Raw genomic sequence first — 24,940 nt, 5'->3', positions numbered from 1 at the left:
GCTCAGCGGGACTTGGGAAGCGTTCGAGTCAACGAGCCGGGTGGGTTTTATAAATACCCATCAGTGCTTTGGAGAGAGGTATGTTAAATGCAGTTGGATCAAGCAGCCTTGCAAGCCCCGGATATGCCGTAAATTCGGTATCCGGACTGGACGTGCGATTGGACAAGTACAAGGTTCAGCTAGCGGACTGGGTAAATTGCCCATCGTGCAAGACACCGGAAGGCAAAGCCAAAATCCAGGAATTAAGCGACAAGATTGCCGCCATCGAGCAAAAAATAAAGGCGCCCCAGACGCAAAAATACGTTTCACCTGAGGCCAAACCTGAAGCATTGGGAACAGGCAGCCTAGGGAGCCGCATGAATGAATATGCATAGAACTCGGCAACCTGTGCGACACCAGCCATTCAACTGAAGGGCTGCCAACGGAGAAAATAGACGAACTGTTGTCCTTGAGTTGGCATACCGAACGGCGGCTCCCCTCAAAGACCGTTGTTGAACCATTGCCATTACGGATGGCTGCTACGGGAACACAACGAACATACAGCTCGAAGCGGCAACCGTTGCCCCGCTTCCTTTGCACGCAATCAGCAGGAGTTTCCGGATACCAAAAAAAACGCCCCGGAATTGCTTCCGGGGCGAACCGAGGTTGCTGCTGAGAGAGACGGTTGCCGTCAGGCGTAAGTCGGGGCGAAGGCGGCTTCGGGATTGGCGGCCGGGCCCTTGTCGGTCCAGTATGGTGAAAGCTTGCGCAGTTGGGCGATGATTGGCGGCACCGCTGCGATGACGCGATCGATTTCGGCTTCGGTGTTGTAGACCGACAGCGAGAAGCGGATCGTGCCGTGGGCGGCGGTGTAGGGAATGCCCATGGCGCGCATCACATGCGACGGTTCGAGTGAGCCGGAGGTACAGGCCGAGCCCGAACTGGCCGCGATGCCCAGCTTGTTCAACAGCAGCAGGATAGCCTCACCCTCGATATACTCGAACGCGATGTTGCTGGTATTGGGCAGGCGGTTGCTCACGTCGCCAGTCGGGAAGCAGTGCGTGATCTGGCTCAGGAGGCCCTGTTCCAGCTTGTCGCGCAAGCGCTTGACCGTGGTGTTCTCGGTTTCCATTTTCTGCATCGCGAGTTCGCAGGCCATGCCGAGGCCGACGATGGATGCCGAGTTCTCGGTGCCGGCACGACGACCACGTTCCTGGTGACCACCACGGAGCAGCGGACGGAAGCGGCAGCCGCGGCGCAGGTAGAGCACGCCGATGCCTTTGGGCGCGTGCAGCTTGTGGCCGGACAGCGAGAGCATGTCGATCTTGGTGTTCTTCAGATCGATGGGAATCTTGCCGACGGCCTGCACGGCGTCGGTATGGAACATGATGCCCTTGGCCGAGGCCAGTTCAGCCATCTCGACGACCGGGAAAAGGGTGCCCGTCTCGTTGTTGGCCCACATGGCCGAGACGACGGCGACGCGGTCGTTCAACAGGGACTTGTACTCGTCCATGTCGATCCGGCCCTTCTTGTCCACCTTCAGTTTGTGGACGATGTAGCCTTCCTTCTCCAGCCACTCGCACAGCGTCAGGATGGCCGGATGCTCGACGTTGGTGGTGATCACCGTGTTGCGGTCCGGCTGCGCCTTGAGCGCCGACAGGATGGCGGTCGAGTCGGACTCGGTGCCGCAGGAGGTGAAGATGATTTCCGAGTCGTGCTCGGCGCCAAGCAGCGCCTGAACCTGGCTGCGGGCCTTCTTCAAGGCCTTGCCGACTTCGCTGCCGAAGGCGTGGATCGACGAGGCGTTGCCGAAATGCTCCGTGAAAAACGGCAGCATGGTTTCGACCACGGCAGGATCGACCCGCGTCGTGGCGTTGTTGTCCAGGTAGATCGGTTTAAGTTCCATGGCGCAGTCCTCGGGTTCTCTGTTGTGACGGGGTAGGTTCGACTCAGGCCTCTACGGGCATGTGCGACGACGGCAGCACCTGCACCAGTTCACCCAGCGTCTCGATCATCTTCTGCTGGATGCCACCCAGGGTCGCCGCTTCCATCATGCAGCCGGAGCAGGCGCCCTTCAGATGGACGTAGATCTTCTTGCCCTGGACGTCGGCCAGCTCGACATCGCCGTGATCGCGGAGCAGCATCGGGCGGACCGATTCGAGCACTTCCTGAATCTTGGCAATCTTCTCGACAATCGAAAGCTTCTTTGTCGGCGGTTTCGGCGCTTCCGGCGTTGCCGGGCAGGCCGGCGGCGGCGAGACTTCGCCGGGACCGGCGCGTTCGGCCTTGACCTGGGCAAGGATTTCCTCGATGCCTTCGTGGCAGGCGGCGCAACCACCGCCGGCCTTGGTGTAGAAGGTCACTTCCTCGACGGTGTTCAGGTTGTTGGCCTTGACCACATCCTCGATCATCACGGCATCGATGGCGAAACACTTGCAGATCAGGGCGCCTTCTTCGTGGTCATCGGACCACTCTTCGCCGCGATAGTTGGCAATGGCGGCCTGCAGGGCTTCGCGGCCCATCACCGAGCAGTGCATCTTTTCCGGCGGCAGGCCGTCGAGGTAATCGGCGATGTTCTGGTTGGAGACTTCCAGCGCCTGATCCAGCGTCATGCCCTTGACCATTTCGGTCAGCGCCGACGATGAAGCGATTGCCGAACCGCAGCCGAAGGTCTGGAAATGCGCGTCGAGAATGATCTCGGTTTCCGGCTCGACCTTGAGCATCAGGCGCAGCGCGTCGCCGCACTGGATGGACCCGACATCGCCGATGCCGTTCGCTTCTTCCAGTGGACCGGAATTGCGCGGGTTGAAGAAATGTTCGCGAACCTTGTCTGAATATTCCCACATGGTGTTAGCTCCTTAAACCGAGAATGACGAGCCGCAGGAACACTGGGCGCTGGCGTTGGGGTTGTCGAACTTGAAACCGGTATGGGTCAGGGTGTCGACGAAATCGACAGTGACGTTGTCGATCATCGGCATGGTCATCGCATCGACCAGCAGCTTGACGCCATCGACTTCCATTTCCCAGTCGTCGTCGGCCTTCTCGTTTTCGAGCTTCATACCGTATTGCAGGCCGGAGCAGCCGCCACCCGAGATGGTCAGGCGCAGACCGATAACCGGTGTTTCGGAACCGCGGATAAAACGTTGAACAGCCTTAACGGCAGCGGGGGTCAGATTGATCATGGCGATTCTCCCAGAGTAGATGGGCTATTCATTGCAAGCCCTGTGCCATGCCAGAGAATCAACTTAAGCAACTGAATTAATTGAATTGTTGCACCGCAGCGCTTTGTCGCTTTTGCGACAATCAGCCAAGAACGTGTTCGTAGGCCCGCCGCAACAGGTTGCGTTCGATTTCGCTGAGCTGGCGCGATTCGGTGATCGCGATGAATCGGCTATTGGTCCGCTCCGCCGCAGAAAACGGCGGGTCTATGCCGGCAAAGGCGGCCAGCAGCACCGGCACGTCACCTTCCGGCGTATCGACCCAGGCCTGGAAATCAGGCACCGGCTCGATGCCCCCTTCGGCCAGCCCGAGATGAATCTCCGCCTCGCGGACGGCCGCCGTCGGATGGAACTGGAGGGTCGGTGAATAATCTTCGTCGCGCAGCGCCGACAGAGCCGGCAAAGGCTTGAAGGCAACCACACCAGAGCTCAGGCACAGAAAGCGGACACGACCGCTGGTCGCGTGCTTGTGAATCAGAATCAGCCGGGGCAGCGCAGTCATGGCCTACTTCATGTACGCGGCGATCACGGCTTCACCACTCAGTTTTTGACGGTTGCCCCAGATCTGTACCGAGTCAATGTAGCTGTCTTCTTTCTCCGGATGCGGCAGCAGCACCTGATATTCAGCAAAGATGCGGCCATCCGGAAAGAAGGTGGCCTTGCCGAAACGCGCCTTGCCGCGCCAATAGGCAACAACGCTGACTTCCTGCGAAAAGGGGTCGGTCGCTTCCTCGAACGTGGCCTCGGCCCAAACCGGCTCGTTGCCGATCGACAGGCCGAGTTTTTCCACCTGGCTGCGCAGGGCGATGCACACGGCTTCACCCTGCGCAGCCATGGCGGAAACTTGTGACGGCAACGCCATGATCAGGCCGGAGCGTAGGTGTAGCAGTCCTTCGGACAAACCCGCCCACAAGAGCCACAACCGATGCAGTCGGCCGGGTTGGCCAGCGACATGACCATCATGTTGTCGTCTTCGTCATCGTTGTCATCGTCCAGCTCGCGCTCGACCAGATCGAGCACGTTGCGCGGGCAGACCTTGTAGCAGCGGCCGCAGCCGATGCACTTGGACTGGTCGAGATTCGTGGCGAATTGCGGCGTCCATTCGGTGCCGCCCTTGGTGAGTCCGGTAATCATGCGGGTTGTCCTTTCTGGGCTGCGGCAAGACGGGCACTGGCTTCAGCCCAGGTCTGGCAGGCATCAAAGGTGGATTGGGCGATGCCGGGGATCTCGTGGTAGGCCGCCGGCAGGCGGTCTTCCACGAGGTCGTGCATCTGGGAAGCCCACTCGGAAGCGATGCGCTTCAACTTCTTCACTTCCTTGTCGAGGGCGGCGATTTCTTCGTCGGACATATTGCCTCCAGCGAATTACAGGCCGGCCACGGCCGGGTGCTCGCCAATGCGCTCGATGGCGATGGAGAGGATCTTGTCGGCTTCGTCCTTCATCTTGGACAGGCTGGCGAAACCGAAGCGATGCACGTCACGCAGGGTGCGGTCGACAGCAACCAGCTTGCCGACAGTGATCAGGGCGCGGCCAAAACCTTCGTGCGTCAGGTGCACCAGCGGCACGGCGAGCAGTTTGCATTCCTTTTCGATCAGCACGGCGATGGCGTTATAGAAGGCCTTGACGCGGGAAATGGTCTCGTCGTCCGGATCGCCGATCAGCGGGATTTCGGCCTTGCGTTCCTTGGTCAGCACATAAGGATCGAGAATCTTCTCGACCGTCCAGCCCTGGTAGGTGCCGTAGGTGTCGAGGGCGCGCATCTGGCGAGCCATTTCCTTGACGAAATCGGTTTGGAAGATGGGATCGGCGGCAATGGCTTCAGTCATGGTGATACTCCTGGGGGAAAGTGGTCGATAGGGAGGAAGGTGAAAGGAGTTGCGGCGCCGGCGACAGACCGGGGGTGCAGGCGATCAGGATGCGCGCCACGAGCAACGAGGCGACGAATCCTGCTGCGGCGCCGAGCGCCATCGCAGAATCGCCACCGCCGGTCATGACACCGGCCAGGGTGCCGACCAGCGTGGCCAGCACGGGAAAGAGATAGCCGAGCAAGGCGGCGAGTGAAAGGCCGGATTCCGGCAGACCGACATTGACGAAGTCGCCTTCCTTCAGGCCATCGGTAGCCGGCAGATCAAGCGTGGTTGCCAAGCCGCCATCGGCCGATTTGCCAACGCCGCAATGCCCGCCATGCCCACAGATACCGCAGGCCGTGGTCTCGACAACGACTGTCGCCCGGCCATTGTCGATGCGCCTGACCATGCCCCAGTGTTCGATCATGCCGGATCTCATCCTTCCCACCCCTCTTCTTCCATACTGGCGAAGCGGTCTTCGGACTTGGCCTTGGCCTGTGCCGCCAGCGCGCGATCGATCCAGGCGACGCCGCCTTCGGTCATCGCCCTGGAAATTTCGAGCAGCAGGTCGTCGATGGCATCGACCTCATCAACCCGAATCGGCTGCACGCCCTTGGCCAGCAGTTTCTTGATCGCCGAGGCACCAATCGCCATCACATAAACGGCGGCGCAGCCTTCGAGGAAATCGACCTTGGCACCGAGCTTGTCCTCGTTGCCATCCATCGCCTCCTCGGCGAATTCGGCCACGCCGACCAGCGTTGCGTTGTCCGGGGTGATCTCGTAGACGGCAAAGCCCTCGGCGGCGCCAAAGTGCTGATTGACGCGCGAGCGGTCGGTAGAGGCGAAGGCGACCTTGATCACGGCTTCCGGCTCCTGCTTAATGGACCAGACCAGCTGCAGACGACGAGATGACATGGGGTTTGCCGGCGCCATCGCGGTCGTCGGCCCAGTAGATTGATCGATAGGGTTCGAGTTCATGGTGTTGTCCCAGCATCAGGTTGGCGAGATCGAACAGGGCTTGCCGCGTGCCACGGTAGCCCACCCAGGTGCGGGCATAACCGCCCACGTGGTCGTACTGCGGGAAGCCGGCACGCATCAGCGGCAGGCCAAGTCTTTGGGCGGTTTCGGCAGCGTGGGAATTGGCGATGATGAATTGCGCATCGGCCGCCCTCGCCTCCTTCTCCATGTCCTCCAGATCGCCGATGATGACTTTGGCAATCGGCAGGCTGGCCAGGCTTTCGTGTTTGTGCGGGCTGACCGCGCTAACCACCTCGGCGCCCATGCCAGTCAGAAAACGCGCCTGCATGCCGAGCAGGTCCGGATCGGCCGCCAGGGCGACACGGGCGAAGCCGATCATGAAATGGCTGTCGACCATCGCATCCTGCAACTGGGCACGATGCCGCTCGATCCGCTCGGGCACCGGCTTGCCGGAGATCTCGGCCAGCGCCTGGGTGAAAGCGTCGCAATCGTCGAGTCCCATCAGACCCTCGAAACGGTAGTCCGGCACGCCCGTGCGCGCCTTGAGAATGTTGGCCGCCTTATGTAGCGATGGCCCGACGACCAGTGTGGCAGTCGACTCGCCCATGATCTCGATTTCCGAGCGCGGCGTACCGCCCAGGGTCAGTGACGAGGTTTCGGCTTCGACCAGATGGCCGTCCAGCGAATCGCCGATGTCCGGCACGACGATGGGGCGGAGGCCAAAGGCTTCGAGCCACTCCTTGATCGCCTCGATGTCGCCCGGCGTTAACATGGCCGAAGCCAGCACATTGACCTGCTTCGGCCGCTTGCCGACGCTCTGGCTTTCCGGCACCAGCGTTTCGATCAGCGATTCGATGGCCAGCGCGTAGCCGCTTTCCAGACAACCGACATAGTCCGGCGTATTGACCGGCACCACGGCGACATGGGCGAATTCGGGGTGGGCGGCGCGGAAATTGCGCAGGCAGCGACGAATGTCCGTGCCCTGCGTTTCCGACAAGCCGGTCGTCACCAGACCGATGATGTCCGGCTTGCTCTTGTCCGACAGCGTGCGCAGCGCCTCGATCACATTGTCGTCGGCACCCATGATGCTCGACACCTGATCCATCGCCGTCGTCTGCAAGGGAATCGGCTCACGGAAGTGACGCACGAAGAACACCTTGCCGAACGCCGTGCAGCCCTGCGAGCCATGCATCAGCGGCAGGCTGCGGGCGAGGCCGAGAAAGGCCAGCGAAGCGCCAATCGGCTGACTGACCTTGAGCGGATTGACCGCCAGCGCCTTCTTGGAATGGATGATTTCAGCCATTTGGACATTGCCCCGTTGAGATTACCCACTTCTCAGCAAGGAACGCGCCAAGCTAAAACTCATTTAAAACCAGTCGGTTAAATAAAAACCACTTGTCGCAAAGCTGACAATTGCACGCAAGGCCAGGACGATACGCTTGGCTCCATGCTTCCCGATTGTCGATATTTTTTACATTGACATGCCAATGCCACTCGAAAAATCGAAAAGGTGTTTGTTTTTGTTACGTTAAGTTAATTGGCGTGCATATTGCTTGATCGGCACAACCCAAACAAATAGGGAATAAATCATGCTCAAAGCCAAACTTGGTTGCATCGCTGCATCCCTGTTTGTTGCCACTTCGGCACAAGCACTAACGATCAATTACAGCAATTTCAGCGACATGTCCGCGTTCCAGCAAAACGGATCAACAGCCAGCATCGCAGACAACGCTTCCTACCTCCGCCTGACCGACAATCTGGGACAGTCGGGCAGCGCATTTCTCACAAACACGATCAGCCTGTCCAACCAGGCTTCGTTCAGTACCTATTTCTCTTTCCAGATTTCCAACCCGCAGGGAATTTCAGATGGTGATGGTCAGGGCGCGGATGGCATCGTCTTCGTCGTCCAAACAGTCTCCAACACTGCAGGCGGGGCTGGTGGAGGCATCGGCTACACCGGCATCAGCAAGAGTCTGGGGATCGAGTTTGACACCTGGGATAACGGCTCCGGCCTGAACGACCCCAATGGCAACCACATCGGGATTGACATTGGGGGGAGCTTTAACGGTCCGACCGCGCTCATTGGCAACCGGATGAATAATGGTGCCAAGTGGTACGCATGGGTTGACTACAACGGTGCGACCAACCTCGTCGAGGTGCGACTCTCCGAAAGCAATACGCGTCCCACCGACCCAACGCTGACGCGTTCCGTCAATCTCATTGATCAACTCGGCCAAACCGATGCGTATATTGGATTCACTTCCGGAACGGGCGCTGCTGGCGGATTTCACGATATTCTGGCGTGGCAGCTCAACGACAACTTTCAGCCAATCGACCCCGGCACGCAGGTTCCCGAACCGGCCACACTGGCGCTGCTCGGACTTGGCGGCCTTGGCATGATTTTGGCGCGACGCCGCAGGGCTGTTTGATATCAGGGCACGCCCAATGCAAAAGCGCCATCATTCGATGGCTCTCCTGAATGCTGACGAACCCCCGATTTTTCGGGGGTTTTGTTTTTCTGATGGGAAACCGGCGGTTTTTCCGGGTTCAGGTCGAAAAGGGCTGAATTCAGGAACCTTCGCCGAAGCGGATGTAATGGTCGAGCAGTCGGAGTAAATGGTCTTTCGGAAGCAATTGCGCCAAGGTAACCATCGCCAGTTCCGTTTGAGCTGGTAGGCAGGCTTGAGCACGCCTGCATTACAAAAAACTAAAGCCTCCAGACGATCGGAGGCTTTTTCGGCAGTCGGACCCCGCCGTTAAGGCGGGGCCGGCTTTTCTTCTAGTCCGGGCTTATGCCTTTTTGCGACGCTTCAGTCCGAGGCCGGCCAACCCGAGACCCATGAGGGCAAATGTGCCTGGCTCAGGGACACGGGTTATGTCAGCAACACGAACATTGTCGAGAGCGGGACCATAAGCACTGCTCTCCATGCTTTCGAAGCTCAGGGTCGTTTGATTTGCCAACGCCGTAAATGAAAAGCTTTGCTCAATCCACCCCATGTTTGTCCTGGAATTGCTGCTGGTGTCGTGATGGAATTGAAAGACATCGTTAAAGTTGGCCGCTACGGCACGGAGTTGCTTGACCAGTTCAGGTCCGGTCATGTCATCCGGATTGCCGGCCATGGCAAAAGTGACCTGATACGTGTGGCCAGCCAAGGTGTCAAACGCCTGCGAAATGGATCCGCTGCCGGTTCCCGAGAGGTCCAGGCTGAAGTTCCCACTGGCATCTTGCCAATAGTTCTTGATGTAATCGATGCCCTGACCACCAACGGTCCAACCCGTGATGGCAGTCGAGCCGGCTGCCAGTGTGTAATAAGCCGGATTGCCAGCCAGGGATGTATTCTCAAAATCACCGTTAATCAATGGCAGGGCCAGTGCGACATTGGGTGCAAACAATGCCGCACCAAACAGCGCTACTGCAGCAGAGAGGGGTTTGATACCGCGCGATTCCGAACGGGCGATGAGTTTCATGGGTGATCCTTGGCGATTGAGCGTAAAGCTGATGTGCCTGCATTGTGTTTGACATGAGATCGACACGACGTGAAATCAATCACGGAAAGGCCGATTCAGCGGTCTATGCGCCCAATATCCCGCCGGCAATAAGCAATTTTCGGCACACTCCCGGTCACCAGCTGCTCCGGGGAGTTCAACAAGTCCATTTGGTCGATCAGCAGGTGACGACCAAATTCATTGGATCGCCAACGGATTCATAGGGGAATATTCAGCCCCTGATCCCTGCGCTGAAATCCACACCATTCGAAACAATGCGTTGAATGATCAGGCCACGACCACCGTTCCGGGCCCCTTTTGCGCCGCCCACGGCGCTGGCTTGCGCACGGCGGCCCAGACCGGACTTTCCATCGATAGCGCCAGCTGGCGGGCCAGTTCGACCATGCCGTCGTAGCCGGCGTAGCCGAATTCGCGTTCCTGATTGATGTCGAGGAAAGGAATGCGCGCCTTCAAGGCGGTGTAGAGGTTGCGGCCACCGGCGATCAGGATGTCGGCCTTGTACTCGTGGTAAGTCGAGAGCAAGGCCTTTGGGCTGCCGTCGTCGATCATCTTGGTATCGTCACCCATCAACTCGCGGATGCGCGCCTTGTCCTCTTCGGTCGATTTCTTGGTGCCGGTCGCTACCACCTTCATGCCCAGATCCTGCAAGGCCGAGACGATGGACCACGACTTGACGCCGCCGGTGTAGAGCAGCACCCGCTTGCCGCGCAGGCGATCACGCCAGGGTTCCAGCGCGGCATGCGACTTGGCTTCCTCGCGGGCAATCACCGCCTCGGTACGCGCCGTCAAATCCGGGTCGCCGATCAGCCGGGCGAAATCGCGCAAGGCATTGGAGACATCCTGCACGCCGTAGAAGCTACCCTCGAAGAAGGGAATGCCGAAGTTGTCTTCCATCTTGCGTGCCACGTTGAGCAATGCCTTGGCACAGACGACCATGTTCACCCTGGCGCGGTGCATGGTCTGCACCTCATGGAAACGCGAGTCTCCGGACAGTGTGCAAAGAATGCGCAGGCCAAGTTCATCAAATAGCGGTGCGACATGCCAGAACTCACCGGCGATGTTGTATTCGCCGATCAAATTGACGTCGTAGGTTGGCAGGCCGTCGGCGCGCGGTGCGGCAGGGGCAGGCTCGGCGGTACCGATCACATGCTTGAACATCGCCTCGCCAGCCAGCCGATTGCCGAGGTTCTTGGTGCCGTAGAAACCGGCCGCATCGACCGGCACAACCGGCGTCCCCCAGCGTTCGGTGGCCGCCTTGCAGACGGCGCCGACATCGTCACCGATCAGCGCCGTGACGCAAGTGTTGTAGATGAAGACGGCCGAGGGCGAATAGCTGTCGATCGCCTGCTTGATGGCATGAAATAGCCGCTTCTCGCCACGGCCCATCACCACATCGGTTTCCGACAGATCGGTGGTCATGCCGATCTTGTACAGCGTGACGCCGGAAGAGCGCGTTCCGCGGTTGTCCCAGGAGGAACCGGCACAGGCAATCGGTCCATGGACGATATGGGCAACATCGGCAATCGGCAGCAGCGCGATCTGCGCGCCGTCGAAGGAACAGCCGCCCGCCGTGGCGCCAGGCTTGGGCTTGGCGCAGCCGGACTTTTCCTTCTTGTTGTGGCTACAGGCCGGCTCGTCGAGCAGGGCCTGGATTTCGCTGGCTTTCATGCTGTTCTCCAGAGGTCTGGAGTGCATACAGCAAGACGGGTGCCAACTTTAGTTCATTGTTTTATATGGGAAATACGAGCACGAGGATTGTCGCGAATACGACAATCCCCTGCCCTTACAACAAATTCGCCTTACAGGGCGAGCAAATCGCGCAGCTTGGCCAGCTTCTTCAGGCCCATGCCCTTGGCCTTACACACGTCATCCAGCGAAGCGTACGGACGAGCCGCGATGATGGCGCGGGCGACTTCGCGTGGCAGCCCCTTGATGGCTGCCAATTCATCTTCGCTGGCCTTGTTGATCGAAACCGGCTTGGCGGCTGCTTTTTTGGCCGGCTTCCCGGCGACAGCGACGGTCGCGGCTTTCACCTCAGCCACCGGCGCCTTGGCGGCGACGACAGGCTTGGCGGCCACGGCGGCTTTCGGCTTGGCCGCAGGCCTGGCTTTGACCACCGGCTTGGCCTTGACGGCAGCAACCTTGGTCGGGGTCGCGGCAAAATTGCGGTAATCGCGTGTCACATAACCGGCTGGCGTCCACTCGCGCAGCATGACGGTCAATGCGGCGCCTTCGGCCGGCATGGCAGCAGGCACGGTGTACAGGCAATCGTTCCATTGATTGCCACCACCCAGAATGCCGACGATCACGCTGGCCACCGGGCTGCCCGTCCAGTTGCCACCGGCATACGGCGTATCCAGTGCCCAGACTTCCAGTGCCAACGTGCCGCTCAGGTTGTCTTCGGCGCGCGGATTGGCAATCGCCTCGATCGCCAACGCTGCGCTGCCATCTTTCAGCGTGCAGCTGACCTTGCCGACCAGACGCGGCTGAAAGAAATTTTCAGCGGATTCATAAACGGCGAGATCACGAACCTGCACCTGGCCATCAGCCGTAGCGGCCACCAGCGCCAGGGCCAGTGCGTGATCGACTGCACCAGCCGGCGGAATGGCGTGACAACAGGCTGAGGCGATAATGCCGCCAGCCATCGGCTCGATCGCCAGCTCGGCCACCTTGACGCCGGTCAGCTCAGTACCGGAAAAACCATTGTCGCTGGCCCACAGCTGTAGCGACCAGACTGCATCGGCATTCAGATCATCGTCGGAAAAGTTCACATCCGCATTGAGATGAACAAAATCACCGTCGAAACGATAACCATGGTTTTGACCGAGAACTGTTGCGCTGTTGGCGGAGGATATATTCGTCATGTCGGCTGCCTGTTTTTCGTGGAAAAAGGCGCGCATTATATGAGCCATTTCTCCTTGTTTATCATATAGTTAGTTTTATATTTTCAGGCACCGACATGGTGCAAAAAAGCGGTGATTTTTGTCGCCAACATGACAAAAATCACCGCCTCTCACCCCTTGCTGGTGCAAGCCCGAACTCCGACGCACCACTTTAGAAACCAGGGTCAACCGAGTCGATAGTTATATTGGCGAAACTGGATCAGCCAACAGGTGCTGCGACCTCGTTGCGCAGATCGGTTTTACCCCATCGTCTTCAGGTTCTGAATGATCTCGCCGGCCATGGGTTGTGCATCGCCATAGAGCATGCGGCAGTTGTCGGTGAAGAACAGCGCGTTCTCCACGCCGGAGTAACCGGTGCCCTTGCCGCGCTTGATCACTATCACGTTCTGCGCCATGTCGGCATTGAGGATCGGCATGCCGTAGATCGGGCTGGACTTGTCGGTGCGGGCGCTTGGATTCACCACATCGTTCGCTCCGATGATCAGCGCCACATCGGCCTGACCGAACTCGCCGTTGATTTCCTCGAGGTCGAAGATCTTGTCGTACGGCACCCCGGCCTCGGCCAGCAACACGTTCATGTGGCCCGGCATTCGCCCGGCCACCGGGTGGATGGCGAACTTCACCTCGACCCCGACTTCCTCGAGCATCTCGGTCATTTCCCAGACCTTGTGCTGGGCATGGGCCACGGCCATGCCGTAGCCCGGCACGATGATGACCTTGCTGGCGTAACGCATCATCGCCGCCGCATCAAGCGCACTCAGTTCCTTCATCGTGCCGCTGATCGCTTCACCACTCGAAGCCGCCACCATCGGCGTGAAGAGAATGTTCGAGATCGGCCGGTTCATCGCCTTGGCCATTAGCTGCGTCAGCAGCGTACCAGCGGCACCAACCACGATGCCGGCGATGATCAGTGCCGGGTTCCCCAGCACGTAGCCTTCAAAGCCCACCGCCAGGCCGGTGAAGGCATTGAACAGCGAGATCACGACCGGCATGTCGGCCCCGCCGATCGGCAGGGTGACGATCAGGCCGAGGATCAGCGAGATGGCGAAGAAGAAGTAGATCAGTTCCGGCTGGGCCGGGGCCATCACCACCATGGCGATCCCCAGGCCGACGGCGTTGAGGGCGAGGATGACATTGACCGCATTCTGGGCTGGCAGGCGGATGGCTTTCTTCAGCACGCCTTGCAGTTTCGCCCAGGCGACACAAGAGCCGGTGAAGGAGACCGCACCGATCAGCGCGCCGATCACGGCGAGGATGGTCGTGATGGTGCTGTGCGTATCGCCGCGGGCGAACTCGATGGCGGCAATCGCCGCGGCGGCACCGCCGCCCATGCCGTTGTAGATGGCAACCATCTGCGGCATGTCGGTCATCTTGACCTTCTGGCCGGAGATCCAGGCGGCGGCGCCACCGAGACCGAGGGCGAGGATCATCAGGCCGATGTTCTTTAATCCCGGAACGAGGAAGGTGCCGGCAATGGCGATCAGCATGCCGTAACCGGCGATAACGATACCCTTGCGGGCGGAGGCCGGGGAACTCATGCCCTTGAGGCCGAAGATGAACAGGGCGGCGCCGAGGAACCAGGCGCCTTGAACGTAGAGGGGCAGACTCATCATGCTTCCTTCTTCTTGAACATGGCGAGCATGCGTTCGGTCACGACATAACCGCCGGCGGCATTGGCCGCCCCGAGGGCGACGGCGAAGAAGCCGATGGCCTGTTCGACGACGGTATCGGCATTGCCCAGCGCAATCATGGCGCCGACGACGACCACGCCATGAATGAAGTTGGAGCCGGACATCAGCGGGGTGTGCAGGATGACCGGCACCTTGGCGATGATCTCGTAGCCGGTGAAGGCGGCGAGCATGAAGATGTAGAGGGCGAGCAGACCGTCCATTACGCATTTCCTCCCGTGGGTTCACCCATCACTTGTTTGACCACCGGATGCACGGTGGCGCCATCGCGGCACAGCACGGTGCCGGCCAGTACTTCGTCGCTCCAGTCGAACTGGAGACTGCCGTCCTTGATCCACGGCGACAGGAAGTTGTAGAGGTTCTTGGCGTAGAGTTCGGAGGCGTGGGTGGGCATGCGCGAGGGAAGATTCAGGGGGCCGTGGATGTTCACGTCGTTGGCGATGACGTGTTCGCCCGGCTGGGTGAGTTCGCAGTTGCCGCCGGATTCGGCGGCCATGTCGACGATGATGGCGCCGTATTTCATGCGACCGACCATCTCGCGGGTGATGATGACCGGGGCTTTTTTGCCGGGGATGGCGGCGGTGGTGATCACGACATCGGCCATGGCAATCACTTTGGTCAGCTTCTCGACCTGCGCGGCTTTCTCATCCAAGGTGAGTTCGCGGGCGTAACCGCCGGTGCCATCGGCGGAGACGCCGGTGTCGACGAACTTGGCGCCGAGGGATTCGATCTGTTCCTTGGCAGCGGCCCGGACGTCGTAGGCTTCGACCATGGCACCCAAGCGTTTGCAGGTGGCGATGGCTTGCAGGCCGGCGACGCCGGCCCCGATGATCAACACGCGGGCCGGACGGATGGTGCCGGCGGCGGTGGTCAGCATCGGGAAGAACTTGGTGCAGCGGGCGGCGGCAATCAGGCCACACTGGTAGCCGGCGCAGGCGCCTTGGCTGGACAGGGCATCCATGCTCTGGGCGCGCGAGATGCGCGGCAGCAGTTCCAGCGAGAAGGCGGTGATCTTCTTCGCGTTCAGGGCAGCCAGGCGTTCCTTGGACTCGAAGGGCTTGAGCAGACCAATCAGCACCGAGCCTTCGGGCAGGACGGCAATCTCGCCCAGGCTCGGCGGGGTCACGCGCAGGATCAGCTGGGATTGACCATAGACCTCAGCCAGCTGCTGAGCGACTTTCACCCCCTCGAAGCCGGAATCCATGAAGTGGCTTTCCAGCCCGGCATTGGTTTCCAGCACCACGTTGGCCCCCAGCGCCTGAAATTTCTTGCTCATTTCAGGCACGATGGCGGCGCGATGTTCTCCCGGCGCGCTTTCGCGTGCCACACCTATTGTCAAAGCCATATTGTTTATTCTTCTTCGTTCATGTCCCGACGCGGGACGGTTTCAGGGTCGGCAATGATTCCCCGGTAAATCTCGATCCGGTCTCCGGGCTTCAACGCTGCATCGAGTTTGACCAGACGGCCAAAGACGCCCACCTTCTGCGTGCTCAGGTCAATGTGAGGAAATTGCTTGAGGATGCCGGAACGCTCGATTGCTTCCTTGACCGATGATTCATCCGGCACCTCGATGTTCAGCCAGATCTGCTGACTCGGTTCGGAATAGGCAACACCGATTTGCATGTCGTCACACCTCCATCAATTGGCCGTTTGCAGGGGCTTACCCTTGCTGTCACGACCATAAATACGCGGTTTGAAATAGGTATCGATAATCGGGGTCATCGAGTTCATCAGCAGCACGGCGAAGGCCACGCCCTCCGGATAACCGGCCCAGGTCCGGATGATGTAGGTCAGCACGCCGCAGCCGAAGCCAAAAATCAGCTGGCCACGGGGTGCATTGGGTGAAGTCACGTAATCGGTCGCGATGAAGAAGGCGCCGAGCATTGCCCCACCCGACAGCAGATGAGCCCCCATGTCGAGATAGCGGGCCGGATCGACCGCATGCATGATCGCAGCCGGAATCGCGATTCCGGCCAGCATGGCCAAAGGGATGTGCCAAGTGATCAGACGCAGTGCCATCATCGCCACCCCGCCAGCCGCAATCAGCCAGGCGGCCGTTTCGCCAAGGCTGCCGGGACGGTTTCCGAAGAACGACAGAGCCGGCGTATGCACCGCCGACTGGAACAGATCGACGCCACGGGACAGCTCGGTTTTGGCAAAGCCGAGGGTCGTCGCGCTGGTCACCGCATCCAGCGCCGGCGGAATGCCCCGGAGCACAATCAGCAAGCCCTCGATCGGCCCCGGCGCGCCAACGCTGAACATGGGCAATGGCCCCACCCACGCTGTCATCTGGACCGGGAAGGAGATCAGCAACGCAACCCGGGCGACCATGGCCGGATTGAACAGGTTCTGACCCAGACCGCCAAAGGCCTGCTTGCCCAGCGTCGTTGCGAACAGGCCGCCGAAAACTCCGATCCACCAGGGTGCCCACGGTGGCAGGGAAACCGCCAGCAGCCAGCCGGTGAGAATGGCCGAGCCATCCTGCAGGATCGGTGCCGCACTGCGATTCTGCCAGCGCAGGCAGAAGGCCTCGCCGAGCATGGCGGCCAGGATCGTGATCAGCCACAGATAGAAGGCCGGCCAGCCGTAGAGCCAGAAACCAAAGAGCGTCGCTGGCGCCAGCGCCATCATGACCAGACTCATGATTCGCCCGGGACTGTTGGTCGTCGTGGTGTGCGGTGCCGCGACGGGCATTCCGAATGCTTGGCTCATGCTGACGCTCCCTCGGTTTTTTCGACAGCGACTGAAGCCGGCTGTGCGGTAGCCGCTTTGGCTGCCTCGCGCTCGGCCTTGCGTTTGGCGGCGGCTTCGGCCTTTTCACGATTTTCCCGTTCGACCCGGGCAGCCTTTGCCTCGGCCAGCCGCTTGGTCGCATCGGTCCGCAGCTTGGTCCGCTCGGCTGCTGTCAATTCGCCCTTGGCATGGCTGAAATACTGGACAAGCGGGATGTGCGACGGGCAGACATAGGCGCAACAGCCGCAGGAGATGCAATCCGACAAGGCGAAGGCCTCCGCCCCTTCGAGATCGCCGACCCGGATGCGGGCGGCCATTTCGAGCGGCAACAGCCCCATCGGGCAGGCCTTGGTGCAGTTACCGCAGCGGATGCAGGGACCGGCCTCCGGTACCAAGGCTTCCGCCGCATTGAAGGCGAGGATGCCGGAAGCCCCTTTGACGATGGGAATCCGGTCATGCAGCAGCGGCGTGCCCATCATCGGGCCGCCGAGGATGATGCGCGACGGCGCTTCCTTGAGGCCGACGAAGGCGAACAGATCGCCGATCATCGTGCCGAGCGGCGCATAGAGATTGCCGGGATTGGCGATCGCGCCACCGTTGATGGTGATGATGCGCTCGACCAGCGGCTGCCCGAGGCGGATCGCCTTATGCACCGCGGCGCAGGTCGAGACGTTATGGACCAGCACGCCGGTTTCGGCGGCGCGGGCGTCGGAAGGCACCTCGATGCCGGTCAGGACCTTGATCAGCTGGCGGTCGGAACCCATCGGGTAGAGCGCCGGCAGCGGCCGGATCTTGACTTCGGGGAAGGCCGCGGCGGCCTTGCGCATCGCCGCGATGGCCTCAGGCTTGTTCTCCTCGATGCCGACCAGCGCCTCACTGGCGCCGATCGCATGCATGACCAGACGCGCGCCATCGACCACCATCTCTGGGTAGTCGCGCATGATGCGGTCGTCGCTCGACAGATAGGGTTCGCATTCGCCGCCATTGACGATCAGCGTAGATACCTTGAGACGCTTGCCCAGCGCGAACTTGGGGGCGGCCGGGAAGGTCGCGCCGCCCAGGCCGACGACGCCAGCGGCGGCCGTACGCTTGGTGATTTCCTCGGGCGCAGCCGAGAACGGGTCAGCCAGCGGTTTGCAATCGATCCAGCGGTTGGCGCCGTCGGATTCGATGGTGATCGCCTTGAAAGGCATGCCGGACGGATGGGGAGCGGTCACGTCACCGACCGCGGCAATCGTTCCGGAAACCGGCGCATGGATGGGGGCCGAGATATTGCCCTGCGCCTCGGCGATCAACTCGCCCTTGAGCACTTTCTGACCGACCAGCACGATGGGACGCGCGACGCCGCCAACATGCTGGTGCAAAGGCATGAAGACGCGTTCTGGCGTTGGGAAAATACGCAGCGGCGCATCCGCCGCCGGACGCTTGTGATCTTCCGGATGGACGCCCCAACTGGGGGCTTTGAGAAAGCGGTCGAGAAATCCCATCGTCGTATCCTCAGTGGTGGGCTGATGCCGGCTTTGGCCAGCTCCAGTGTTGCAGCGTGACCGGAATCGGCATCATCCCGAGGGCCTCTGTCGGGCAGACATCAACGCAGGAAGAGCAGCCGGTACAGGCTTCACGGATCACGTTATGGATCTGCTTGGCGGCACCGATGATGGCGTCGGTCGGGCAGACCTTCATGCAGCGGCAGCAACCGATGCAAATTTCCTCGGTCACTTCGGCAATCTGCGGCCCGCTATCGGACACTTTGGAGAGATCGACCTTGACGCCCAGCTTGGCGGCCAGGGCTTCGACCGTGGCCTTGCCACCGGGCGGGCACAAGGTCACCGGCGCCTCGCCCTTGGCCAGCGCAGCAGCGGCCTGCGCGCAGCCGACGTAACCACACTGGCCGCACTGCGAACCGGGCAACATCGCCTGCAATTCGGCCTCGATCGGGTTTTCCTCGACGGCCAGGTAACGTGAAGCGACACCCAGCACGCTGCCCAGGGTCAGGCCCATGACGGCGAGACTTCCTACCGACATCAACATGATGAAGCCTCCCGACGGGCCGCCCCGAGGGCGGCGGCGCCCCCCTGGGGGGCAGCGAACACAGTGAGCATGGGGGTCATAACATTCTCCTTCCTGCCGAATTTGTTTAACGATCAGCTCGTGGCGATGCCGGAAAACCCCATGAACGCCATGGCCAGCATGCCGGCGACGATGAAGGCGATGGGGGGACCGGCGAACAAGCGGGGGACATGGGCCAGGACAAGGCGCTCACGCAGTCCGGCGAAAATGATCATGACCAGGCTGTAGCCGACCGACGAGGCGAAAGCGAACATCGTCGAGCTCAGGAAGCCCATCTTGCCTTCGACCAGCAGCAGCGCAACACCGAGCACCGCGCAATTGGTCGTGATCAGCGGCAGGTAGATACCGAGCATCTGGAACAGGCTGGGCGACACCTTCTTGATCGTCATTTCGGTAAATTGCACCGCGCTGGCAATGACCAGGATGAAGGTCACCGTGCGCAGGAAGCCCAAGCCGTAGGCATCGAGCAGGTAGGTCTGCACCGCCCAATCAGCCATCGACGAGACAGTGATCACGAAGGTGGTCGCCAGCCCCATACCGGCCGCGGTATCGACCCGCGTCGTCACTCCCATGAACGAACAGAGGCCGAGGAAGCGCGCCAGGATCACGTTGTTCACCAGTGCCGCGCCTATCATCATCAGGGCAAATTCTTTCATGGTCTTTCCTAGTCAGTTCCGCAGGTTTCATCAGGCCTTGCCCGGCGCAGGAAGCGTGGGGCAAGGTCGCCCCGTGCCGCCAGGCGACGCGCATTGAGCCGGGCCACGAGCAGGCCGAGGAACAACCCGCCAGCCATGCCGAGCATCGTGGTCAAATCTTCACCGTAGACCGCCTGGATCACCGAGCCGGCCGTGAGGGCAAACAGCAGTGGCACGCCGTAGGCCGTCAGCGAAGCACTGAGCAGCGCCCGTTCGCTGACGCCGACGACCACCCGTTCGCCTTCGTGAAACCCGGACGAACCTTCCGGGTTGTCGAGCATGAAGCGGCGCGCCTGCAGGCGGCTGGTCACGGTGCCGATTCCCGCTGCTTCACGGGCACTGGCACCGCAACTGGCGCTCGAGGCACAGTGGCCGCAACTGGTGGTCTGTTCCGGCTCGAGCCAGACCTGATCGCCGGTGACGCGCACCACCCGGGCGATGCCCTCGACCGACTGGGTCGAGAAGCTCAGGCTGGCTGGCGAAGGATTCAGGGCGTCGTGGCTCATGATCACAGGGCGTGCGCACCGGCCATCTGGATTTCCTTGCCGGCAGCCAGATCCATCAGGCGCTTGCCGACGACGAGCAGACCGGTGACGATGAAGCCACCCGGCGGCAGGATCATCATCAGGACGCCCATGTCCGCCGGCAGCAGGCGCATCTCGATCGCCTTGAAGCTTGGCCCGAGCAGCAGCGAGGCATCGGCAAACAAGGTGCCGGAGCCAATGATTTCGCGAACGGCGCCGATCGCCGTCAGGGCAATCGTGAAACCCAGGCCCATGAACAAGCCATCCAGGAAGGCAGGCGTCGGCGACTGCTTGGCGGCGAAGGCTTCAAGCCGGGCCAGCGGCAGGCAGTTTGAGACGATCAGCGGGATGAACAGGCCGAGCACCTTGTACAACTCATGCATCCAGGCGTTCATGCCCAGATCGACCACCGTCACCATGGCGGCAACGATCAGGATATACACCGGGATCCGCACTTCCGTCGTGATCCGGTTGCGGAACACGGCCACCAGGTAGCTCGAGGCGGCCATCACCACCGCCGTCGCCAGCCCCATGCCGAAGCCGTTGGTGGCGCTGGTGGTCATCGCCATGCAGGGACACATGCCAAGCAGCATGCTGAACACGCCGTTGTTGTCCCACAGACCGTCCTTGACGATCGTCTTGTAGTCGCTGTTGGCCATGTCAGTCTCCCTTCGTCAAAGTGGATTTGTTTTCGGCAAAAAACTCGAGCCCGCCGCGAATCGCCGCCATGACGCCGCGCGGCGTGATGGTGGCTCCGGCAAACTGGTCGAAATCGCCGCCGTCCTTTTTCACCTTCCAGCGCTCAAGCGGCGGATTGCCCAGCGACAGCCCGGTGAAACGCTCGATCCAGGGGCCCTTCTTGGCCTCGATCTTGTCGCCCAGGCCCGGCGTTTCCTTGTGCGCCAGAACGCGCACGCCGAGCAGCTTGCCGTCAGCGGCGATGCCCATCATCAGCTTGATTTCGCCGGCGTAGCCGGTACCGAATATCTCGTAAGCCACACCGGTCACCAGGCCGTTCTTTCTGGCCCGATAAACGGTCAGCGCCCGGCCTTCAGCATTCGCCAGGGTCAGCGTGTCGGTCACCGGATTGTTGTCATGCAGCTCATCCGGCAGCACCTGGCTCAGCGAGTTCTGCTTGTCCTCGATCGCCCGCGCCGCGATGTTATCCACGGTGATTTCGTCGGTAACTGCAAGCAGCAGCCCGAAACCAAGGCAGAACAGACACAGGATGAGGCCATGCTTGAACATTCTGGCTTGGCTTCCGATTGGCAAGGCTTGAGAAGTATTCATGGTGGGATCACTCATTGGTTTGCCCATGTCCAGCAGTTTCTGTGCCAATGAATTTGTCATAGACCTAACCCGTTTGAAATTTCAATCGCCGCGCTGCAACCCCTGTAACGGCGCCGTTTGAGCCAATGACCGCCCAAAGTCGAGGCAAAACGCACAACAACGGTGCGTTTTTCCCCAAAGACAATGTCGCAAATGCAACATCAATTTCGTCGCATTTCCCCCGAAACGAGGCCAGCGGAGGACTTGGCGCCAAATGCTGCACCGCGGCATGGATTCTGCTTTGGTCGTAGAAAACGAATTCATGAGGAGCCACCCAATGACGGCAGTCCAGCGCGCAAAACAAATAATCGAGCCATCGGCCGCCCAGGCACTTCCGCCGGAAGCCTACCGGCAGGCCGTTGACCAGGCCGACCTGGCCATCTCGATTACTGACGACAAGGCCAACATCCTTTTCGCCAACGATGCGTTCACGCGGGTGACCGGCTATACGAAGGAAGAGATCATCGGCAAGAACGAATCGGTGCTCTCCAACCACACGACGCCGCCAGAGGTGTACCAAGCCCTGTGGAAGTCGCTCGCCGAACAAAAGCCATGGGCTGGCAAACTGCTCAACCGGCGCAAGGATGGCGAGCTTTACCTGGCGGAACTGAGCATTTCCCCGGTCGTCGATGCGACGGGAACAACCACCCATTTCCTCGGCATGCACCGCAACATCACCGAGCTGCATCGCCTGGAACGCGTTGTCGCCAACCAGAAGCACCTGATCGAATCGGTCGTCGATGCTGCGCCAGTCGCTTTTGCCCTGCTCGACCCAACCGGCCGCGTCATCCTCGACAACCAGGAATACAAGAAGCTGGTCACCGACCTGCGGGTCAAGGAACCGGCCCATACCGTACTCGACAGCCTGCTGCCGGCCTGGCGCGAAGCACTGGCCGAAAACCCGCAGCAACTGGTAGTCAGCAACCGCGAAGCCCGGATCGACCGGGCCGCCGGCCGGGCGCGCTGGCTGTCGGTCACCTCGTCAGTGATCGGCATGCACAGCGATTGCGCCGACAGCTATTTCTGCGCCGCCGGTCAGCCTGGCTTGCTGCTGGTTATCGCCGATGTCAGCAACCTGCGCGAGGAACAGGAGCGCGCCCGCGCCTCGGCCCTGCAGGCCGTGCTGGCCGAGGAGGAACGCACGGCGGCCATCCGCGAAGGCCTGTCGGCCGCCATCTTCCGGCTGGAAGAGCCGATGAACGTGATGTCTTCGGCCATTTCGGTGCTCCAGCGCCGCGACCCGGCCAGCGCCGCCATGCTGCAGCAGGCGCTATCGGGCAGCCGCGAACACATGGAGGCACTGCGCCAGGTCATTCCGCAAAGCCCGCAGGAGATCGTCGTCAGCGTAAACATGAATGAAATCCTGCGTGACGTGCTCGAAGTCAGCACGCCCCGCCTGCTCGCCGCCGGCATCATCGTCGATTGGCAACCGGCCGCCACCCTGCCTGCCATCCTCGGCCGCCCATTGCAACTGCGCATGCTGTTCAAGGCGCTGGTCGACAACGCCATCGAGGCGATGAACATCAAGGGCTGGAAGCGCCGCGAACTGTCGCTGACCAGCGCCCTGAACGGTGACTGTATCGTCGTTTCCGTGCTCGACAGCGGCCCCGGCATCCCACAGGACTGGCGCTACAAGGCCTTCGAACCCTTCTTCACGGCCAAGGGCGGCAGCGGCAAACACATTGGTACCGGACTGTCGCGCGCCCAGCAGGTGGTGGCCGATCACGGCGGCATCATCGATCTCGATGACAGCCCGAGCGGCGGTTGCGCGGCGATTGTCGAATTCCGGGTCGACGGTGACCCGATCTAAGAAAAACCACGAGAACAGCATGCACGAACACACCATCCACCCGCTTGGCGATGAATGCCCGCCCACCGGCGGCTTCTGCCGAACGCACGAGCTGAACATCCAGCTGCTGGCCGCGCTCTACGCCGTCAGCCGGGTGCTCAGCCGCTCCCTCGACTTCAACGAAACGCTGCGCGATGTGCTGCGCGTGCTGCACGACGAGGCCGGACTGACCCGTGGCCTGATCAGCGTGGTGGACCCGGACAGCGGCAAGCTGAACATCCACACCATCTACACGCCGGAAGGCCCGATCCTCGACGACAACCAGTACGGCCCGGGCGAAGGCGTCATTGGTCTGGTCCTCGAAAAACCACGCACCATCAAACTGGCCCGCGGCGCCGATGAGCCGCATTTCCTGAACCGCCACGGTGTCTATCAGCCCGACTTGCCCTTTATCGCCGTACCGATCAAGGTCGGCGGCGACCTGAAGGGCGTCCTCGCCGTCCAGCCGGAAGCGCCGGAAGACGGCTTACTGGAAGAGCGCGCCCAGTTCGTCGAAATGGTTTCCAACCTGATCGGCCAGAGCTTGCGGCTGGCGATGGACGTTGCCCAGGAAAAATCGACCCTGCTCGAGGAGCGTGACCTGCTCCGGCGCACCGTGCGCCACCAGTTCGGCTTCGACAGCATGGTCGGTCGCTCGGCCGTGATGCGCCGCGTCTTCGACCAGGCACGCATGGTCGCCAAGTGGAATACCACGGTACTGATCCGCGGCGAAACCGGCACCGGCAAGGAACTGATCGCCAATGCCATCCACTACAACTCGCCGCGCGCCCGCAACGCGCTGGTCAAGCTCAACTGCGCCGCGCTGCCGGAAAACCTGCTTGAGTCGGAGCTCTTCGGCCACGAGCGCGGCGCCTTCACCGGTGCCGTCGAGTCACGCAAGGGTCGCTTCGAGCAAGCCCACGGCGGCACCCTCTTTCTCGATGAAATCGGCGAGGTTTCGCCAGCTTTCCAGGCCAAGATGCTGCGCATCCTGCAGGAAGGCGAATTCGAGCGAGTCGGCGGCAGCAAGACGATCAAGGTCGATGTCCGCATCATCGCCGCCACCCACCGCGATCTGGAAACCGCCGTTGAAATGGGCGACTTCCGCGAAGACTTGTTCTACCGCCTCAACGTCATGCCCCTCTTCCTGCCGCCGCTGCGCGAACGGATCGAGGACATCCCGGAAATCGCCCGTCACCTGCTCGGCAAGATCGGCAACGACCAGAAGCGCAAGCTGACCCTGACCGACATGGCCAATCGCCGCCTGGCCAGCCACGAATGGCCGGGCAATGTCCGTGAGCTGGAAAACTGCCTGGAACGCGCTGCGGTGTTGTCCGACGATGGCCACATCGATGTCGACCTGATCCGCTTCCCCAGCGCCCGCGAACGAAGCAGCCCCCGCCCCCTGCGCACCGCCCCATCAGCGTTCAGCCCGGCTTCTGCCTCAAGCCCGGAAATCGACATCGACGACCCGAACCTCTCGGAAAAAGAACGCGTCATTGCGGCGCTGGAACAGGCAGGCTGGGTCCAGGCCAAGGCGGCGCGCATTCTCGGCATGACGCCTCGGCAGATCGCCTACCGGATTCAGACGCTGAATATCGAGGTCAAGCAGTTCTAGGCTTCTTTGGCGGCCAGGGCCAA

General features: G+C 61.1%; 29 protein-coding genes. 4 read left to right on the top strand and 25 right to left on the bottom strand.

What is annotated here, in order from left to right; translation table 11 throughout:
• Window positions 1–80: 80 nt before the first annotated feature.
• Complete coding sequence (locus tag DARO_RS07830) at window positions 81–374, top strand: hypothetical protein (protein ID WP_041224280.1); 294 nt, start codon at window positions 81–83, stop codon at window positions 372–374.
• A gap of 296 nt (window positions 375–670) precedes the next feature.
• Here the strand turns inward: DARO_RS07830 and nifS are convergent, their stop codons facing one another.
• The 11 genes from nifS to nifN form a co-directional block, all read right to left on the bottom strand.
• Complete coding sequence (nifS, locus tag DARO_RS07825) at window positions 671–1,885, bottom strand: cysteine desulfurase NifS (protein ID WP_011287273.1); 1,215 nt, start codon at window positions 1,883–1,885, stop codon at window positions 671–673.
• A 43-nt stretch (window positions 1,886–1,928) separates the two neighbouring features.
• Window positions 1,929–2,825, bottom strand: a complete 897-nt coding sequence (nifU, locus tag DARO_RS07820; RefSeq protein ID WP_011287272.1) for a Fe-S cluster assembly protein NifU — start codon at window positions 2,823–2,825, stop codon at window positions 1,929–1,931.
• Between the two features lie 12 nt (window positions 2,826–2,837).
• A complete protein-coding gene (locus DARO_RS07815) occupies window positions 2,838–3,161 on the bottom strand; it encodes an iron-sulfur cluster assembly accessory protein (RefSeq protein ID WP_011287271.1) in 324 nt (107 codons plus the stop codon).
• Between the two features lie 121 nt (window positions 3,162–3,282).
• Window positions 3,283–3,699 carry a hypothetical protein gene (locus tag DARO_RS07810; protein WP_011287270.1) on the bottom strand — a complete coding sequence of 139 codons (417 nt, stop codon included), beginning with the start codon at window positions 3,697–3,699 and terminating at the stop codon, window positions 3,283–3,285.
• A 3-nt stretch (window positions 3,700–3,702) separates the two neighbouring features.
• On the bottom strand, window positions 3,703–4,032 hold the full coding sequence (locus DARO_RS07805; protein ID WP_041224279.1) for a hypothetical protein: 330 nt from the start codon (window positions 4,030–4,032) through the stop codon (window positions 3,703–3,705).
• 29 nt (window positions 4,033–4,061) lie between these two features.
• On the bottom strand, window positions 4,062–4,331 hold the full coding sequence (gene fdxB, locus DARO_RS07800) for a ferredoxin III, nif-specific (protein WP_011287268.1): 270 nt from the start codon (window positions 4,329–4,331) through the stop codon (window positions 4,062–4,064).
• Window positions 4,328–4,546: a CCE_0567 family metalloprotein gene (locus tag DARO_RS07795; RefSeq protein WP_011287267.1), complete on the bottom strand. Its 219-nt coding sequence runs from the start codon at window positions 4,544–4,546 to the stop codon at window positions 4,328–4,330. The genes fdxB and DARO_RS07795 overlap by 4 nt, the downstream gene beginning before the upstream one ends.
• A 15-nt stretch (window positions 4,547–4,561) precedes the next feature.
• Window positions 4,562–5,023, bottom strand: a complete 462-nt coding sequence (locus DARO_RS07790; protein WP_011287266.1) for a NifX-associated nitrogen fixation protein — start codon at window positions 5,021–5,023, stop codon at window positions 4,562–4,564.
• The gene (locus tag DARO_RS07785) at window positions 5,016–5,471 is read right to left on the bottom strand and encodes a SoxR reducing system RseC family protein (RefSeq protein WP_041224278.1); all 456 of its coding nucleotides are present in this window, start codon (window positions 5,469–5,471) and stop codon (window positions 5,016–5,018) included. Before DARO_RS07785 ends, DARO_RS07790 begins: the two co-directional genes overlap by 8 nt.
• Window positions 5,472–5,479: 8 nt before the next feature.
• On the bottom strand, window positions 5,480–5,959 hold the full coding sequence (locus tag DARO_RS07780; RefSeq protein WP_011287264.1) for a NifB/NifX family molybdenum-iron cluster-binding protein: 480 nt from the start codon (window positions 5,957–5,959) through the stop codon (window positions 5,480–5,482).
• Window positions 5,922–7,325, bottom strand: coding sequence for a nitrogenase iron-molybdenum cofactor biosynthesis protein NifN (gene nifN / locus DARO_RS07775; protein WP_011287263.1), 1,404 nt, complete (start codon window positions 7,323–7,325; stop codon window positions 5,922–5,924). Before nifN ends, DARO_RS07780 begins: the two co-directional genes overlap by 38 nt.
• Before the next feature lie 286 nt (window positions 7,326–7,611).
• Here nifN and DARO_RS07770 point away from each other — a divergent pair, with 286 nt between their 5' ends.
• Entirely contained in the window at window positions 7,612–8,451 is an 840-nt protein-coding gene (locus DARO_RS07770) for an L-type lectin-domain containing protein (protein ID WP_011287262.1), read from the top strand.
• Window positions 8,452–8,812: 361 nt separating this feature from the next.
• Here the strand turns inward: DARO_RS07770 and DARO_RS07765 are convergent, their stop codons facing one another.
• The 14 genes from DARO_RS07765 to rsxG all read right to left on the bottom strand — a co-directional run bounded on the left by DARO_RS07765 (window position 8,813) and on the right by rsxG (window position 21,432).
• Window positions 8,813–9,490, bottom strand: a complete 678-nt coding sequence (locus DARO_RS07765; protein ID WP_011287260.1) for a choice-of-anchor C family PEP-CTERM protein — start codon at window positions 9,488–9,490, stop codon at window positions 8,813–8,815.
• A gap of 306 nt (window positions 9,491–9,796) precedes the next feature.
• A complete protein-coding gene (gene nifE, locus DARO_RS07760; protein WP_011287259.1) occupies window positions 9,797–11,197 on the bottom strand; it encodes a nitrogenase iron-molybdenum cofactor biosynthesis protein NifE in 1,401 nt (466 codons plus the stop codon).
• Window positions 11,198–11,328: 131 nt separating this feature from the next.
• Window positions 11,329–12,393, bottom strand: coding sequence for a helix-hairpin-helix domain-containing protein (locus DARO_RS21630; protein WP_198134117.1), 1,065 nt, complete (start codon window positions 12,391–12,393; stop codon window positions 11,329–11,331).
• Between the two features lie 278 nt (window positions 12,394–12,671).
• Window positions 12,672–14,042 (bottom strand): NAD(P)(+) transhydrogenase (Re/Si-specific) subunit beta, encoded by a 1,371-nt coding sequence (locus DARO_RS07750; protein WP_011287257.1) that lies wholly within the window; start codon window positions 14,040–14,042, stop codon window positions 12,672–12,674.
• The gene (locus DARO_RS07745; protein ID WP_011287256.1) at window positions 14,042–14,323 is read right to left on the bottom strand and encodes an NAD(P) transhydrogenase subunit alpha part 2; all 282 of its coding nucleotides are present in this window, start codon (window positions 14,321–14,323) and stop codon (window positions 14,042–14,044) included. The genes DARO_RS07750 and DARO_RS07745 overlap by 1 nt, the downstream gene beginning before the upstream one ends.
• Entirely contained in the window at window positions 14,323–15,465 is a 1,143-nt protein-coding gene (locus DARO_RS07740) for an NAD(P) transhydrogenase subunit alpha (RefSeq protein ID WP_011287255.1), read from the bottom strand. The genes DARO_RS07745 and DARO_RS07740 overlap by 1 nt, the downstream gene beginning before the upstream one ends.
• Window positions 15,466–15,470: 5 nt before the next feature.
• Window positions 15,471–15,743 (bottom strand): RnfH family protein, encoded by a 273-nt coding sequence (locus DARO_RS07735; protein WP_011287254.1) that lies wholly within the window; start codon window positions 15,741–15,743, stop codon window positions 15,471–15,473.
• Window positions 15,744–15,758: 15 nt separating this feature from the next.
• Window positions 15,759–16,832: an RnfABCDGE type electron transport complex subunit D gene (locus DARO_RS07730; RefSeq protein WP_011287253.1), complete on the bottom strand. Its 1,074-nt coding sequence runs from the start codon at window positions 16,830–16,832 to the stop codon at window positions 15,759–15,761.
• Window positions 16,829–18,340: an electron transport complex subunit RsxC gene (rsxC, locus tag DARO_RS07725; RefSeq protein ID WP_011287252.1), complete on the bottom strand. Its 1,512-nt coding sequence runs from the start codon at window positions 18,338–18,340 to the stop codon at window positions 16,829–16,831. Before rsxC ends, DARO_RS07730 begins: the two co-directional genes overlap by 4 nt.
• Before the next feature lie 10 nt (window positions 18,341–18,350).
• The gene (locus DARO_RS07720; RefSeq protein WP_011287251.1) at window positions 18,351–18,884 is read right to left on the bottom strand and encodes an RnfABCDGE type electron transport complex subunit B; all 534 of its coding nucleotides are present in this window, start codon (window positions 18,882–18,884) and stop codon (window positions 18,351–18,353) included.
• Window positions 18,885–18,997: 113 nt separating this feature from the next.
• The gene (gene rsxA, locus DARO_RS07715) at window positions 18,998–19,579 is read right to left on the bottom strand and encodes an electron transport complex subunit RsxA (protein ID WP_011287250.1); all 582 of its coding nucleotides are present in this window, start codon (window positions 19,577–19,579) and stop codon (window positions 18,998–19,000) included.
• Between the two features lie 8 nt (window positions 19,580–19,587).
• The gene (locus DARO_RS07710; RefSeq protein WP_049758562.1) at window positions 19,588–20,124 is read right to left on the bottom strand and encodes a SoxR reducing system RseC family protein; all 537 of its coding nucleotides are present in this window, start codon (window positions 20,122–20,124) and stop codon (window positions 19,588–19,590) included.
• Between the two features lie 2 nt (window positions 20,125–20,126).
• Complete coding sequence (locus DARO_RS07705) at window positions 20,127–20,801, bottom strand: electron transport complex subunit E (protein WP_011287248.1); 675 nt, start codon at window positions 20,799–20,801, stop codon at window positions 20,127–20,129.
• 1 nt (window position 20,802) lies between these two features.
• A complete protein-coding gene (gene rsxG, locus DARO_RS07700) occupies window positions 20,803–21,432 on the bottom strand; it encodes an electron transport complex subunit RsxG (protein ID WP_049758878.1) in 630 nt (209 codons plus the stop codon).
• A gap of 316 nt (window positions 21,433–21,748) precedes the next feature.
• On the opposite strand from rsxG, the gene nifL reads away from it, so the two are divergent.
• A complete protein-coding gene (gene nifL, locus DARO_RS07695) occupies window positions 21,749–23,281 on the top strand; it encodes a nitrogen fixation negative regulator NifL (RefSeq protein WP_049758561.1) in 1,533 nt (510 codons plus the stop codon).
• Window positions 23,282–23,300: 19 nt separating this feature from the next.
• Window positions 23,301–24,917, top strand: a complete 1,617-nt coding sequence (gene nifA / locus DARO_RS07690; protein WP_157037159.1) for a nif-specific transcriptional activator NifA — start codon at window positions 23,301–23,303, stop codon at window positions 24,915–24,917.
• Window positions 24,918–24,940 lie beyond the last annotated feature (23 nt).

The organism is Dechloromonas aromatica RCB, from assembly GCF_000012425.1.
Note: the sequence above shows the minus strand (reverse complement) of the source record. Positions and strands in the feature narration are given on the sequence as shown.